Origin of the sequence: Bradyrhizobium sp. HKCCYLS3077 (assembly GCF_051167555.1) — a bacterium.
GTDB lineage: Bacteria > Pseudomonadota > Alphaproteobacteria > Rhizobiales > Xanthobacteraceae > Bradyrhizobium.
The window spans coordinates 1,008,159-1,021,789 of record NZ_JBNPTH010000002.1 but is presented as its reverse complement, the minus strand read 5'-3'; the positions used below and the strand labels follow the sequence as shown (position 1 = coordinate 1,021,789).

13 protein-coding genes are annotated in these 13,631 nt (G+C 65.8%); 6 read left to right on the top strand and 7 right to left on the bottom strand.

The genetic code is table 11. The features are described 5' to 3' along the window. The first annotated feature begins 4 nt into the window (after positions 1 to 4). Positions 5 to 2,878, top strand: coding sequence for an aminomethyl-transferring glycine dehydrogenase (gene gcvP, locus ACQR0Z_RS10855; protein WP_434918570.1), 2,874 nt, complete (start codon positions 5 to 7; stop codon positions 2,876 to 2,878). On the opposite strand, the gene ACQR0Z_RS10850 is transcribed toward gcvP, so the two are convergent. From ACQR0Z_RS10850 to ACQR0Z_RS10840, 3 genes are all read right to left on the bottom strand, one after another. After that, entirely contained in the window at positions 2,857 to 3,930 is a 1,074-nt protein-coding gene (locus tag ACQR0Z_RS10850; protein WP_434918569.1) for a DUF1835 domain-containing protein, read from the bottom strand. The two genes, gcvP and ACQR0Z_RS10850, sit on opposite strands and share 22 nt — an antisense overlap. A 294-nt stretch (positions 3,931 to 4,224) precedes the next feature. Continuing rightward, on the bottom strand, positions 4,225 to 5,319 hold the full coding sequence (gene recA / locus ACQR0Z_RS10845) for a recombinase RecA (RefSeq protein WP_315720995.1): 1,095 nt from the start codon (positions 5,317 to 5,319) through the stop codon (positions 4,225 to 4,227). A gap of 41 nt (positions 5,320 to 5,360) precedes the next feature. Continuing rightward, entirely contained in the window at positions 5,361 to 5,564 is a 204-nt protein-coding gene (locus tag ACQR0Z_RS10840; protein ID WP_434918568.1) for a hypothetical protein, read from the bottom strand. A gap of 213 nt (positions 5,565 to 5,777) precedes the next feature. On the opposite strand from ACQR0Z_RS10840, the gene ACQR0Z_RS10835 reads away from it, so the two are divergent. From ACQR0Z_RS10835 to ACQR0Z_RS10825, 3 genes are all read left to right on the top strand, one after another. Then, positions 5,778 to 6,131, top strand: a complete 354-nt coding sequence (locus ACQR0Z_RS10835) for an ADP-ribosylation/crystallin J1 (RefSeq protein WP_434918567.1) — start codon at positions 5,778 to 5,780, stop codon at positions 6,129 to 6,131. A gap of 990 nt (positions 6,132 to 7,121) precedes the next feature. Further along, on the top strand, positions 7,122 to 7,355 hold the full coding sequence (locus ACQR0Z_RS10830; protein ID WP_434861068.1) for a DUF6894 family protein: 234 nt from the start codon (positions 7,122 to 7,124) through the stop codon (positions 7,353 to 7,355). A 166-nt stretch (positions 7,356 to 7,521) separates the two neighbouring features. Continuing rightward, the gene (locus ACQR0Z_RS10825) at positions 7,522 to 7,695 is read left to right on the top strand and encodes a hypothetical protein (protein ID WP_434879718.1); all 174 of its coding nucleotides are present in this window, start codon (positions 7,522 to 7,524) and stop codon (positions 7,693 to 7,695) included. A 19-nt stretch (positions 7,696 to 7,714) separates the two neighbouring features. Here ACQR0Z_RS10825 and ACQR0Z_RS10820 read toward each other — a convergent pair whose 3' ends face one another. Both ACQR0Z_RS10820 and ACQR0Z_RS10815 read right to left on the bottom strand, forming a co-directional pair. Further along, positions 7,715 to 7,945: a hypothetical protein gene (locus tag ACQR0Z_RS10820; protein ID WP_434860977.1), complete on the bottom strand. Its 231-nt coding sequence runs from the start codon at positions 7,943 to 7,945 to the stop codon at positions 7,715 to 7,717. A 95-nt stretch (positions 7,946 to 8,040) separates the two neighbouring features. After that, positions 8,041 to 8,334 carry a hypothetical protein gene (locus ACQR0Z_RS10815; RefSeq protein ID WP_434860976.1) on the bottom strand — a complete coding sequence of 98 codons (294 nt, stop codon included), beginning with the start codon at positions 8,332 to 8,334 and terminating at the stop codon, positions 8,041 to 8,043. A 264-nt stretch (positions 8,335 to 8,598) separates the two neighbouring features. Between ACQR0Z_RS10815 and ACQR0Z_RS10810 the strand changes: the two genes are divergently transcribed. After that, on the top strand, positions 8,599 to 9,039 hold the full coding sequence (locus tag ACQR0Z_RS10810; protein WP_434860975.1) for a PaaI family thioesterase: 441 nt from the start codon (positions 8,599 to 8,601) through the stop codon (positions 9,037 to 9,039). Positions 9,040 to 9,190: 151 nt separating this feature from the next. After that, positions 9,191 to 9,442 carry a PilZ domain-containing protein gene (locus ACQR0Z_RS10805; RefSeq protein WP_434861067.1) on the top strand — a complete coding sequence of 84 codons (252 nt, stop codon included), beginning with the start codon at positions 9,191 to 9,193 and terminating at the stop codon, positions 9,440 to 9,442. 12 nt (positions 9,443 to 9,454) lie between these two features. On the opposite strand, the gene ACQR0Z_RS10800 is transcribed toward ACQR0Z_RS10805, so the two are convergent. Next, complete coding sequence (locus tag ACQR0Z_RS10800) at positions 9,455 to 11,434, bottom strand: pyrroloquinoline quinone-dependent dehydrogenase (protein WP_434918731.1); 1,980 nt, start codon at positions 11,432 to 11,434, stop codon at positions 9,455 to 9,457. Positions 11,435 to 11,716: 282 nt separating this feature from the next. Next, positions 11,717 to 13,210: a caspase family protein gene (locus ACQR0Z_RS10795; protein ID WP_434918566.1), complete on the bottom strand. Its 1,494-nt coding sequence runs from the start codon at positions 13,208 to 13,210 to the stop codon at positions 11,717 to 11,719. Positions 13,211 to 13,631 lie beyond the last annotated feature (421 nt).

Sequence of the window (13,631 nt, the reverse complement as noted above, 5' to 3'; positions counted from 1 at the left end):
GCTCATGACCACGCCGCTCAAGCCGCTCGATGATGCCGCCACCGACTTCGCCCGTCGCCATATCGGTCCCTCCCCGCGCGATGTCGCGGCGATGCTGGAGACCGTGGACGCGAAGAGCGTTGCCGAGCTGATGGCGCAGACCCTGCCTGGCACCATCCGACAGGCCGCACCGCTCACGCTGGAGCCCGCCTTGAGCGAGGTCGAGGCGATCGGCCACATGCGCGCGCTCGCCGCGCAGAACCAGGTCTTCACCTCGCTGATCGGCCAGGGCTATTCCGGCACGATCATGCCGGCGGTGATCCAGCGCAACATCCTGGAGAACCCGGCCTGGTACACGGCCTACACGCCCTATCAGCCGGAGATCAGCCAGGGCCGGCTGGAGGCGCTGTTCAACTTCCAGACCATGATCTGCGACCTCACCGGGCTCGATGTCGCCAACGCCTCGCTGCTCGACGAGGGCACTGCTGCGGCCGAGGCGATGGCGCTGGCCGAGCGTTCGTCGCGCGTGAAGACCAAGGCGTTCTTCGTCGATCAGAACGTGCACCCGCAGACGCTCGCCGTGCTGCGCACCCGCGCCGAGCCGCTCGGCTGGCAACTCATCGTCGGCGATCCCGCGACGGATCTCGACAGCGCCGAGGTGTTCGGCGGGCTGCTGCAATATCCCGACACGACCGGCGCCTTGCGCGATCCGCGCGGCGTCATCACCAAGCTGCACGACAAGGGGGCGCTGGCGATCCTCGCCGCCGACCTGCTGGCGGTGACCCTCGTCGCCTCGCCGGGCGAGCTCGGCGCCGACATCGCGATCGGCTCGGCGCAGCGTTTCGGCGTGCCGATGGGCTATGGCGGGCCGCACGCCGCCTTCATGGCGGTGCGCGACGCGCTGAAGCGCTCGCTGCCCGGCCGCATCGTCGGCCTCTCCGTCGATTCGCGCGGCGCTCCCGCCTATCGGCTGGCGTTGCAGACCCGCGAGCAGCACATCCGCCGCGAAAAGGCGACCTCGAACATCTGCACCGCGCAGGTGCTGCTGGCAGTGATTGCCGCGATGTACGCGGTCTATCACGGCCCCGAAGGGCTGAAGGCGATTGCGCGCATGGTGCATCGCCGGACGACGGTGCTCGCGGCCGGCCTGCGCAAGCTCGGCTTCGCGCCCAGCAGCGACGCCTTCTTCGATACCGTCACCGTTGAGGCTGGTGGAAAGGCAGATTCGATCATCGCGCGTGCGGAAGGCGAGCGGATCAATCTCGGCCGCGACGGCGGCAAGCTGCGCATTGCGCTCGACGAGACCACGACGGCCGAGGTCGTCGAAGCCGTCTGGCGCGCGTTTGGTGGCGAGCTGTCCTACGCCGACGTCGAAGCTGGGGCGCGCGACGCCGTCCCGGCCGAGTTGAAGCGGCAGCGGCCTTACCTCACTCATCCGGTGTTCCACGCGCACCGCTCGGAGACCGAGATGCTGCGCTATCTGCGCAAGCTAGCCGACCGCGACCTCGCGCTCGACCGCGCGATGATTCCGCTCGGCTCGTGCACGATGAAGCTGAACGCGACGACCGAGATGATCCCGCTCACCTGGCCGGAATTCGCCAGCCTGCACCCGTTCGTGCCGCGCGCCCAGGCGGCCGGCTATCACGCGATGTTCGCCGACCTCCGGGACTGGCTGTGCCGGATCTCCGGCTATGACGCGGTGTCGCTGCAGCCGAACTCCGGCGCGCAGGGCGAATATGCCGGACTGCTGGCCATCCGCGGCTACCACGCCGCGCGCGGCGACAGCCATCGCACGATCTGCCTGATCCCCTCCTCCGCCCACGGCACGAACCCGGCGTCGGCGCACATGGTCGGGATGGAAGTGGTCGTGGTCGGCTGCGACACCGGCGGCAATGTCGACCTCGCCGATCTCAAGGCCAAGGCGGAGGCGCACAGCGCCAAGCTCGCGGCGATCATGATCACCTATCCCTCGACGCACGGCGTGTTCGAGGAGCACATCCGCGACATCTGCGACATCGTCCATGCGCATGGCGGACAGGTCTATCTCGATGGCGCCAATCTCAACGCCCAGGTCGGCCTCGCCCGCCCTGGCGACTACGGCGCCGATGTCAGCCATTTCAATTTGCACAAGACGTTCTGCATCCCGCATGGCGGCGGCGGCCCGGGCATGGGCCCGATCGGCGTCAAGGCGCATCTGGCGCCGTTCCTGCCGGGTCATCCGACCACGGATGGCGCAAGCACGCATCCGGTCGGCCCGGTCTCGGCGGCGCCCTACGGCTCGGCCTCGATCCTGACCATCTCCTACATCTACATGCTGCTGATGGGCGGCGACGGCCTGACGCGCGCCACCGAGATCGCGATCCTCAACGCCAACTACGTCGCGGCCCGGCTCGATCCGCACTTCCCGGTGCTCTACCGCAACGAGCGTGGCCGCGTCGCGCATGAGTGCATCATTGATCCGCGCCCGCTCAAGCAGACCAGCGGCGTCACCGTCGACGACATCGCCAAGCGGCTGATCGACTACGGCTTCCACGCGCCGACGATGAGCTTCCCGGTCGCCGGCACCTTGATGATCGAGCCGACCGAGTCGGAGTCCAAGGCCGAGCTGGACAGGTTCTGCGACGCCATGATCGCGATCCGCAAGGAGATCGCCGCGGTCGAACAGGGCCGTTTCAAGATCGAGGCCTCGCCGCTGCGCCACGCGCCGCACACGGTGCACGACATCGCCGACGACGATTGGAACCGCGCCTATCGCCGCAGCGAAGGCTGCTTCCCGGAAGGCACCTCGCGCACCGACAAATACTGGTGCCCGGTCGGCCGCGTCGACAACGTCTATGGCGACCGGAATCTGGTGTGCTCCTGCCCGCCCGTCGGCGACTACGCGGAGGCAGCGGAGTAAGCGGCCTCGCAATCGCGCCAATGGACCACCTGCCACGGCTCGCGACAGTCGATGACGTGAGGCGTGTCAGGGTCCGGCGCGATCAGCACGCCGTGCCAGCGCCAGAGATTGGCGTTGGTCAATTCGGTGCCGCCCCACCAGCGCCGGATTGGATTGTGGACCGTAAAATCGTCCTCGCCGGCCAGGATGGCCTTGCCGAGCGGCGTCAGCGAAAGCGTGCTCGCCTTGTAGCGGTCGAGACGTTCACGACCGTGGTGCATCTCGATCGAGAATGGCCATTCGGCGAGGCCTGATATGACGGGCACCGGCGCCAGCGCCAGGCCGTCGAGCAACGCACCCGCTTCCCAATAATCGAAGACGCGGCGTTGAAAGCGCTCCCAAAAGGGCGGAAGCACATCGAGCGGGTGCTCATAGCCCGCGGACAGCAATTCGAGGATTCGCAATTCCGAAGCTCCGAGCCCGCTCGTGTCGCCAGGAAGCTCATCGAGCAACTCCAGCACGCAGCGCCGAAGCTGCGGCAGCGCGCTGAGATCCTGCTTCAACAGGTCGAACCAAGCCTGCGGCGTCGGAGCTCGAAACGCCCGCCATGCGCGATGACCAAGCTCGAGATGCTCACGCGACACCGCGATGCCCATCGTCTGCTCGGCGATTTGCCAGGCGGGCGCATGAAGGGGGGTGTCGACATGCCGCAACACGATCTTGGTCGCGATCTCCGCGTGATGGCGGAGATAGTCCAACAACCAGATCAGGACCAACTGGTCGTTCGGTCGGGTGTCCATCCAGAGCTCGACACGATCGCAACGATCGACGATCTCGAGCAGACCCTTGCCGCGCACGCCGGCGGCCATCAGTTCGCGACGCGAGGCGAAATCCAACCAATGCGCCGCCTTCTGTCGCGGCGGGCGCGCGCCGAGAAAATTCGACAGCTCCGTATCGGACGGCAAAGGCCCCCACACGAAACGATGGAGAATCGGCACCACGAGATCGGCAAAGCCGCCTCTCCGCAGCGCACCGGCGCCGGGGTCATCGGCCGTGAGAATGAGGCTCGTCATCCGCTTGGCTCCGTCATCGCGCGATCGGCGCACGGCGCAGTCTGGCTGCCTGCAATCGGTCTAACCAAAAAGTCGACGTCAGGCTCCTCGCGCCCCATCGGCCACCCCGGTCCGGCGGCCGGCACACGCGCTTTCACCTGCTTGAACCCAGGAGGAAAGGACATCCATCAAGGCATGCGCGCTACGTCGATTGCCTCCGCCGGAGCCAGGCCAATCCACCAGAGCGCGAGATTGGGAAGCGTCGGGCGCCGGAACGTCGTCAAATCGACGTCTGCGGCGCCCGCGATGCTCGCTCTACTCCTCCGCCGGCTCCTCACCGTCGCCGTCGGCATCGCGCTCGGCGTTGCCGGCCAGGATCTGCTCGGCGATCAGACCGGAGTTCTGGCGGATCGCAGCCTCGATCTTCGCGGTCATATCGGGGTTGGCCTTGAGGAAGGTCTTCGAGTTCTCACGCCCCTGCCCGAGCCGCTGGCTATCATAGGAGAACCAGGCGCCGGATTTCTCGACGATGCCGGCCTTGACGCCGAGATCGAGGATCTCGCCCATCTTCGACACGCCCTCGCCATACATGATGTCGAACTCGACCTGCTTGAACGGCGGCGCCAACTTATTCTTGACGACCTTGACGCGTGTAGAGTTTCCGATCACCTCGTCGCGCTCCTTGATCGCGCCGATGCGGCGGATGTCGAGGCGTACCGAGGCATAGAATTTCAGCGCATTGCCGCCGGTCGTGGTTTCGGGCGAGCCGTACATCACACCAATCTTCATGCGGATCTGGTTGATGAAGATCACCATCGTGTTGGACTTGTTGATCGAGGCCGTCAGCTTGCGCAGCGCCTGACTCATCAGGCGCGCCTGCAGGCCAGGTAGCGACTCGCCCATCTCGCCCTCGAGCTCGGCCTTCGGCACCAGCGCCGCCACGGAGTCGACGACCAGCACGTCGACCGCCCCCGACCGCACCAGGGTGTCGCAGATCTCCAGGGCCTGCTCGCCCGTATCCGGCTGCGAGATCAGCAGCTCGTCGATATTCACGCCCAGCTTGCGCGCATAGACCGGATCGAGCGCATGCTCAGCGTCGATGAAGGCGCAGATGCCGCCCTTCTTCTGCGCCTCCGCCACCGTGTGCAGCGCCAGCGTCGTCTTGCCCGAGGATTCCGGCCCGTAGATCTCGACGATACGTCCCTTCGGCAGGCCGCCGATGCCGAGCGCGATATCGAGCCCGAGGGAGCCGGTCGAGACCGTCTCGACATCCATCGAGCGGTCGTTCTTGCCCAGCTTCATCACCGAGCCCTTGCCGAACTGGCGTTCGATCTGGGACAGCGCAGCAGAGAGCGCCTTACTCTTATCCATGGAAGAACCTTCGACGATACGCAGGGCGGTGGCGGACATTGGCGCTCCTTATGGCGGGGATTCGCGGGATGGACAAACGGTTAACGAGGCCGGCCAGCAATCTTGAGATGAATGTACCCGATCTGTTCTTTGTTCGCAATATGTTCTTTCGCGCGTTTGCAGCCGTTCACAGCTTCCGCCAGAGGCAGCCCACATTGCCGCAGGAAAAAGTGGCTCAGCTCAAGAGCCGAGCCATGCGCAGCAAACGCGCCGCCAAGCAGCCATCCGGCACGCAGCGAGCTCACGATCGGGCACCAGCCTAGCCACGCGCGAACCGGCAGAGCACGCGCCAAGAAGGCCCTGACCACAACCAGACCGTGTTCCGGCACGAGGGAGCTGGACTGCGACAACACGCGCCTTGATGATGAGTTTGGAGATGGCGCCAGACACTTGCGCCGCCTGCCAGGTTCTGCCCTATCGTGGGGCATCTGCTCGCCCCTCGGACAGCTTCGAGCCGCATGACCATCTCCCCCGACACCATCACGCTGTGGCGCCCTGTCGGCCCCAAGGAACTTGCCTTGATCGAGGCGTCGGGCATGCGCGCGTTTCCGCCGCGGCTGCCGGAGCAACCCATCTTCTATCCGGTACTGACCGAGCACTACGCGGTGAAGATCGCGCGTGACTGGAACGTGCCCGCCAGCGGCAGCGGCCATGTTGTACGCTTCGACGTGCTGCGGGAGTTCATCGATCGCTATCCGGTACAGCAGGCCGGTGGACGCGATCATCTCGAGTATTGGATTCCGAGCGAGGAGCTCGATGACTTCAACGCAGCCATCGTCGGCGCCATCACGCTCGTCAGAACATTTCCCTGAAACTATCAACTTCCTACACGCGTGCGCAGATCGCACATCCGTGGTTCTCCTGAGGGGAACGAAGTTCCATCGCCTCTTCTGCTTTTGTTCGGCTCATCTCGCAGGCAAACGCACGTCCAGAATGCAATTGACGGCGTGCACGGCGGCCGAAGCGCTTATGTGCGATGAGTTCCCATCGTCGTCGCCGCTGCAACTCCGCGGGCCTGCGACATCAAGACGGCGAGGACGTGCGCCGCTCGCACGTTCCCGAAGATGCCGCATGCGGCGCTCGTCTTATGTAGGTGATCGACCTCACTGATCCCTTGGTGCTCCCGAGATATTCAAGCAACCACCATTGTCATAAACTTGGGGTTGCGTTATAGCGTTCAGGTTGTCGGATCGTCGGAGCAAATTTTCACCAGCCCCGAATTTGTTTGTTCGTTTCGATAATGGTCGGAGCACATCCATCGGCGATGTGCTGCGGACCTGCCGCCTGCAACATCATTCCTTTGCAGGCGCCGTCACCGTAGGCGCAGGCCCTGAAACCATCAGCGCTGAAAGAAAGCCCCGGACGATGTCCGGGGCTTTTGACGTGATGCTCTGTGTCCCAAGAACATCTTGTCCGCAGCGACTGCGGCGCGCGCATGTCGATGCGACGAGCACACGACGCTGAGCGAGCGGCGATACAACCTTTGATTTGCCGCAAGGCGGGCAACCAGGTCGCGCGCTATGATGAGCTGTCATTGCCGAACTGCCCTCGCCGGGAAGCTACGACGTTGACGCCGAGCCTCGGACCGCGGCGGTCCGAGGCTCTTTGCTCGCCTTCGGCTGCCGCTGGCGACAGGCCGGCCCGACTGTACAGCCTCGCTGCCCGTCCCGGTTGCGGCCGGGGCTCGGCCGGCCGTCCACCGTATTCTACCGGAATTGATCCAGGAGGGTTTTGCGCTTGAACTTGCGGTGCGTACATCAAACCCAGCGGCCTGGGGCGGTCAGGGCTCACCGGTTTTGGCAATGCCGCTCTATTTCTTTCGTATCCGCAATGGCCACTTCTCCGGCGCGTCCGAGTATGGGACAGAATGCGCCGATCGCAATGCAGCCTGGAAAGAGATGACCACGGTCTGCGCCGATATGGCCAGCAGCATCTCGCGCAAGCTCGCCGAAAACTCCGAGTGGCAGATGGAACTGCTCGATGAGACGCGACAGCCGGTGTTTCGGATCCGGATCGTCGCCGAGTCGCTCGATTAGGTCGTTCGGCGGGAGGCTTTTGCGCCGGGCGTGACACCTTGGAAGAGTTCCTCCGGAGCAGCGCAATTGAGGATTGCGCCGCGCCTCGCGGCGGGCTGTGATTTCCCGCGTGGTCTTGATTCAGATCAAATTGCCTGCCCCGGTCCTGGCAGAAGCTTGAGTCTGTATGGGTAATCTGATCTTCAAATGTCCACGGACCGGGATGAACGTGCAGCATTGGCTGGAAGAGCCGAGGCCGGGCGATCCCACGAGCGCGTATGAGACCGTGGTCTGCAAGGCCTGTACGCGGCTTCACTTCATCAATCGCGATACCCGCAAGCTGCTCGGCGAAAAGGAATGACGCGCTGAGCCTTGGCGGTTCAGTCGGCGCTCGGCAGCCGCCGCATGGTGAACTCGATCGCCCCATCGGGAAGCTCACGCCAGCTTTCGACGGCGCTCATGTACCCCGCCTTCGGGTACCGGGTCAGATAGTCGCGCGCCTTGGCGCGCGCCTCTTCCCGCGGCAGCGTGAAGGTGTCGCGCACATAGCCGTCGCCTCTTTGGCGCCGGGCTGCCATCCGGCTGGCAAGGTCCCGCGGGCGCAACCCCATCGACGAACTCCTCGGCGTTGCCACCCCGTCAATATAGACGAGGCGGCACGGAATCCGAGTCCGATGGTCCCGATTCGAAGTGCTAGGCTCCTGGCCTAGTTGGTGGTGGCGCCGGTCTTTGGCTTCTTGGCTGCCGTGGTCTTCACCGGCGGCGCCTTCGGCGGTTCCGCGGTGCGGACATTGCCCCAAGGATCCGCGGCGGACTTGGCGTCCGGAATCTTGCGCATCGTCTCCCTGTAGGCCTTGTCGCGCGCCGCTTCGGCCTCCTTTTCCTCGGGGGTCTTGGAGGGGGCGTCGGCCAGCAGATTGATATTGGGCATCTGCGCCACTGCGGGAACGGCCCAGCCGGTCAGCAAGGCGACCGTCATCGTCACGATCAGCTTCTTCATTGATTACTCCCCGGTATCGGGCCGCCTTATACCATCGCTCCACGCCGAGCCAAGGGCGGGCCACTCCCGCCGGGTCGGGCGCCATGTCGCACGATCGGCGTGCCGCCTGACCTCGCGCATGCGCCGCCTGTCCCCCGGCGCGCATTCATCATAGGTTCGCAACTCCGGCCTTTTCAAGCCGCCGGCCTGTCGCACGATGACCCGCGCCGCTGCGCGAACAGCAGGCCGGCCAGAACATGAATCAAAAAATGGAGGAGCCTGCCCGTGCCGAGCGATACCCCGACCTTCACCATCGATGCGGCGCGCCGCATCCTCGATGACGTGTTCGCCCCCTGGATCAAGGATCTCGACCTTCGCGTCGAAGACATTGCGCCTTCTGCTCAGGGCGAGGCGGGGGCCATCCTGCGCCTGCCGTTTTCGCCACGGCTCTGCCGCGACAACGGCGTCGTGTGCGGCCAGGCACTGATGGCCTTCGCCGACACCGCGATGGTGATTGCGATGGTGACGGCGAGCGGCGGCTACCGGCCGATGACCACCGTCGATCAGACCACGCATTTCATGCGCGCGGCGGCGTCCTCCGACGTGCTGGCGGATGCGCGCGTCGTCCGCATGGGCCGCACCATGAGCTTCGGCCGGGTGACGCTGACCAGCGCCGGCGACGGCAAGCCTGTCGCGATGGTGTCAAGCGCCTTCGCGATGCTCTGAGCGGGGCTTCGGTGAATGCGGGGGTTAACAGAGCGTGAAGATGGCAGCTCTGGCCTCACAGATCGCATTCATTCCAACGAAACGCGGGCCTGATTTATTTTATCTGCTTTTGACGTGAAAGGTGACGGCATTCAGCACCGGGTTACAGGCCATGATCGAGACAGACAACAAACGCATCGCCCCCAGGCATCGTGTGCTCAAGCAGGGCAGACTGGCTTTCGACGGTGGCGGCGCCGTGGACTGCATGGTCCGCAACATGTCGGACACCGGTGCGCGTGTCGAGGTGGTCAATCCGGTGGGCTTGCCCGGAGCCTTCACCCTGGTCATCCCCGCCGACAAGTTCACGCGGCGCTGTCACGCGGTCTGGAGCCACGACAAGCGGATCGGCGTCGCCTTCGATTGATGAATGCGCCGCCTACGCTTGGCGGCGCCGGCGCCAGCGCAACCATGCCAGCAGCAACGCCACCAGGACGACGAAACCTGCGCTGAGCGCACCGCCCGCAAACCTTCCGCCGGGACGATCGATCGTCCGCGACCACAGCGAGGGCGCTTCGCCGTCCCGCGCCAGGCGGAACGCCACGACCGCATCGCCCAATGAGGTGCCCGCCTCGGAATGGCCGCCGGCGGCGATCACGACATATTGCTCACCCTTCCATTGGTAGGTCATGGGATTCGCGACGCCAGGCGCCGGCAGGCGGCCCTGCCATAGCTCCCGTCCCGAGGCAGCATCGAACGCCCGCAGATAGGCATCCATCGCTCCGGTGAAGACGACACCGCCGGCGGTGACGACGACACCGTTGACGAGCGGCGTGCCCCATTTGAAGGCCAGCCCGAGCGGCGCACGATCCTCGGTGGTGCCGACCGTCGATCGCCACAGGATCCTGCCGGCCTTGAGATCGACGGCGACCATCTCGCCCCACGGCGGCCGGTTGCACAACAGACCGAGCTTCGACATGGCTACCGACCGCGTCACGGCGAACGGCGCGCCGCGCTGCAGTCCGATATCCACGCCGCGCTGCGGCGTCATCCGCTCGGCCTGGGCCCGCGGGATCAGCCTGACGATCTGAAGCGCGCGGCTGACATTGGCGTAGAGGATCTGGTGCACGGGATCGAACGCCGCCCCGCCCCAGTTCACGCCGCCGCCGGTCATCGGAAAGAACAGCGTGCCCTGGGTGCTCGGCGGCGTGTACAGGCCGTCATTCCGCAACGACGCGAGCTGATCGTCGCAGGAGGAATCGATCGCGCGCGGAACGGCCCTGAAAATCTCGTCGAGCGCGAAGCGCTGGTCCAGCAGCGGCGGCACGTGGGTCGGAAACGGCTGCGTCGGCGACAACGCTTCGCCCTCCGCGGCGTCCTGCGGCACGGCGCGCTCTTCCACCGGCCAGACCGGCTGTCCGGTGTCGCGGTCGAGCACGAACACGAAGCCCTGCTTGGTCGGCTGCATCACCACGTCGCGCGCGCCCTGCCCGGTCTCGATCCGTGCCAACGTCGGCTGCGCGGGAAGGTCGTAGTCCCAGACATCGTGATGGGTGGTCTGGAACGACCAGGCCAGAGTCCCACTGTCGGCGCGCAGGGCCACGACGGAATCGGCGTGCTTGTTGTCTCCGGGGCGCGCGCCGCCGAAGAAATCGGGGCTCGGCGAAGACGTCGGGAGGAAGACCAGGCCGCGCTCGTCGTCGACCGACATCGGCGCCCATACGTTGGCGTGCCCCGCCTGGATCCCATCATGGATCAGCGGATCGAAACTCCAGCGCATCACGCCGGTGCGTGCGTCGAAGCCGCGGACCGTGCCCTTCGGTGCATCGAGCCTTTGATTGTCGGCGATCGACGAGCCGACCACCACGACGTCGCGGCCGACCACCGGCGCCGAGGTGATCTGGAATTCGCCCGGCCACAGCAAGTCCTTGGCGACGTCGATCCGGACCTCGCCCCCGTCGCCGAAGCCGGCACAGGGACGTCCGGTCCGCGCATCCAGCGCGATCAGCCGGGCATCGACCGTGCCCATGAAAAGCCTGCTGCGGCAGGCGGCATCGGCCGGAGCTGTCCGGTCGACCCAGGAGGTCACGCCACGGCAGGCATAACGATTGGCCGGACGCCGCCCGTCGCTGACCTTGGGATCGAAACGCCAGCGCTGCGCCCCCGTGCCGGGATCGAGCGCCACCACCTCGTTGAACGGCGTGCAGAACACCAGGCTGTCTTCAACCAGGATCGGCGTCGCCTCGAACTTGGTGCGGAACGCAGCTGCCGGCGTCCGGCTCTCGAGATCTCCCGTGCGATAGTCCCAGGCGCGCAGCAGCCGGTCGACATTGGCCGGCGTGATCTCCGACAAGGGAGCGAACCGTGTCCCTCCGGCGTCGCCACCCCAATGCTGCCAGGACTGGGCCGGCGCCACCATGAGCTGGCTGCAGATGACCGCGATCCGGACCCGTTTTGGCAGCAGCGGCATGACCTCTTTCCCCCTCGGCTGTTCGCGTCCCAAGCGACGCACCGAAGGCATGAAACGCAGCGTTCCCAAGCCGATCCAGGCGGATGGGATGGACGGCGGGCCCGGTGGGACGAGCGGCCGGGCGCAATGACGACCGGCGGATCAGGGGAGACGAGCCCAAAGGCCGCGACCGCCAAGCAAGGCGGCCGCCCTCAGGGCGGCCGCTGCGGTAACTCCGGTCGATGGAAGCAGTCAGTAGCCGTAGCCGCGTCGCGGCGGGTAGTTCGACGGCCCCCGGCCATAGCCACCGCCACCGTAACCACCACCAACACTGACGCCGAGGTTCACCGGCGGCACCACCCGGACCGGAGGTGGTGCATAGTAGGTCCGCGGCGGGGGCGGCGGCGCATAGACCACGACGTCGTCGCCGGGATCACGGCGGGTTGGACGGCTGGCACGCTTCGGCGGATCTTCCTCGCGCTTGCGGGCCGGCTTCTCCTCGACGCGCTTCGGGGTTTCCGTCTTCCGGGGCGGCGGAGTCTGCGAGCACGGACAGGTCGGCCCTGCCGCGAGGTTGGCCGGCACCACCGGCGGGGTCGCGGGAGCCGCGGCCACCACGGGCGTCACGACCGGGCGATTGCGCAGCCGCTCGATCAGCTTGCGCGCGGTCGGCGTCAGATCGCTGTTCGGATAGCGGTCGAGAAAGCCCTGATAGGCCGCCACCGTGTTGATCAGCACGGCCTCGTTCCAGGCCGCCATCCTGTTGTGAAGGTCGAGCCACTCCCGCGCCTGCGGACCGTAGGGCGGCGCGGTGTAGAGCGCCACGAAAGCCTCATAGGCTTCGACGCTGCCGTCGCCGACGATGATCTCGTTGGCGGACTCGATCGGCTTGCCCTGCAGGCTGCGTTTCCACTCGTCGACGCTGAGCTTGGCGACCGTCGGGCGCGGCCCGGCATTGGCGGCGCTCGCATCCGTCGACACCACGAAACGGAAATCTTCCGTCAGCGACGACGAATCCCATGGCGTCTGGCGGCCCTCGGTCGCCTTGTTGACGGCCACGCGGACCCGTTTGAACGCCTGCTCGATCGGCACACCCGGCTCGCGCGCTGCCTGCAGCAGCGCGGTCGTGTAGGGGCTGTTAGCGCCGTTGCCGTCCTCGGCCTCGGCGCCGGGCGACGTCGAGTAGGACAGGAAGGTGCCCGGCGCGCCCGTCTTGGTGTCGACCAGCGCAAGGCCCCTGCCCGCGTTCTGATTGATGGACGGGAACGGATTGTTGCGGCACGCATCGAGCATCAGGATGCGCATCCGGCTCGGCACCGAATTCAGCGTGTTCAGGACATCGTTGAGGCGAACGGCCTGCAGGGGGATGTCGGCCTCCCGGCGCGGATCGACATCGACAGGCACGAGATAGTTCTCGCCGTCGATCTGCAGGCCATGACCGGCATAAAAGACCAGGGCCACCGTGTCCGGTCCCTTGGCGGCGATCTTCGCGGCGAAATCCCCCACCTCCCGATTCAGATCTCGCTGCGACAGGTCGGCGGCCGTCGTCACCTCGAAACCGGAATCGCCGAGCAGTTTCGCCATGGCCTTGGCGTCGTTGGCAGGGTTCGGCAGCGGCGTCACAGCGCGATAGGACGACTGGCCGATCACCAGCGCCAATCTGCTGGTTTCGGCGGATGCTGCTGAAGCGAAGCCAGCCAACAGGCCGCCGGCCAGCACTGCGGCCCTGAGAGCGTGCCGAAACATGGGATCTCCAATCTGCTCATGCTGTTGCCCATTGGTCGAGACGATCAACGGCGCGGTTCACTCATCCCGTGGCCAGCATCGAGCGGCGCGAACGAAACCGGGCGAGTTCCCGGCCTGATCCGCCGAACAACGCCCTCGTCCGAACTCTCCGCGTCACGAGGTGGCCATCGGACCTCTCTTGTCCGATAGATGCGCCAATCTGGATGTGATGTTCGTCACTTGACACCAAGCGGGACGGCAGCCGATGGCCGCGCATTTCGTCGGGGAATGAGCACCGCCGTCGCATTTTACCGCACGCCCGTCAGGCTCTTTGAACTAAGGGACCCTGGTACCTTCAACGTGGACATTGTTAGTTCTTAGCTAACGCAAACACGGAACCGGCTAGCGAACGAATGGGTCAAATTTAACGTTTCCTGGGGAT

What these genes read in the sequence shown, in the direction of transcription:
- ACQR0Z_RS10850 (WP_434918569.1), bottom strand. Translation starts at nt 3,930, where the DNA reads ATGACGAGCCTCATTCTCACGGCCGATGACCCCGGCGCCGGTGCGCTG.
- ACQR0Z_RS10805 (WP_434861067.1), top strand. Translation starts at nt 9,191, where the DNA reads ATGATCGAGACAGACAACAAACGCATCGCCCCCAGGCATCGTGTGCTC.
- ACQR0Z_RS10835 (WP_434918567.1), top strand. Translation starts at nt 5,778, where the DNA reads ATGACCATCTCCCCCGACACCATCACGCTGTGGCGCCCTGTCGGCCCC.
- ACQR0Z_RS10825 (WP_434879718.1), top strand. Translation starts at nt 7,522, where the DNA reads ATGGGTAATCTGATCTTCAAATGTCCACGGACCGGGATGAACGTGCAG.
- ACQR0Z_RS10815 (WP_434860976.1), bottom strand. Translation starts at nt 8,334, where the DNA reads ATGAAGAAGCTGATCGTGACGATGACGGTCGCCTTGCTGACCGGCTGG.
- gcvP (WP_434918570.1), top strand. Translation starts at nt 5, where the DNA reads ATGACCACGCCGCTCAAGCCGCTCGATGATGCCGCCACCGACTTCGCC.
- ACQR0Z_RS10795 (WP_434918566.1), bottom strand. Translation starts at nt 13,210, where the DNA reads ATGTTTCGGCACGCTCTCAGGGCCGCAGTGCTGGCCGGCGGCCTGTTG.
- recA (WP_315720995.1), bottom strand. Translation starts at nt 5,319, where the DNA reads ATGTCCGCCACCGCCCTGCGTATCGTCGAAGGTTCTTCCATGGATAAG.
- ACQR0Z_RS10820 (WP_434860977.1), bottom strand. Translation starts at nt 7,945, where the DNA reads ATGGGGTTGCGCCCGCGGGACCTTGCCAGCCGGATGGCAGCCCGGCGC.
- ACQR0Z_RS10830 (WP_434861068.1), top strand. Translation starts at nt 7,122, where the DNA reads ATGCCGCTCTATTTCTTTCGTATCCGCAATGGCCACTTCTCCGGCGCG.
- ACQR0Z_RS10800 (WP_434918731.1), bottom strand. Translation starts at nt 11,434, where the DNA reads ATGGTGGCGCCGGCCCAGTCCTGGCAGCATTGGGGTGGCGACGCCGGA.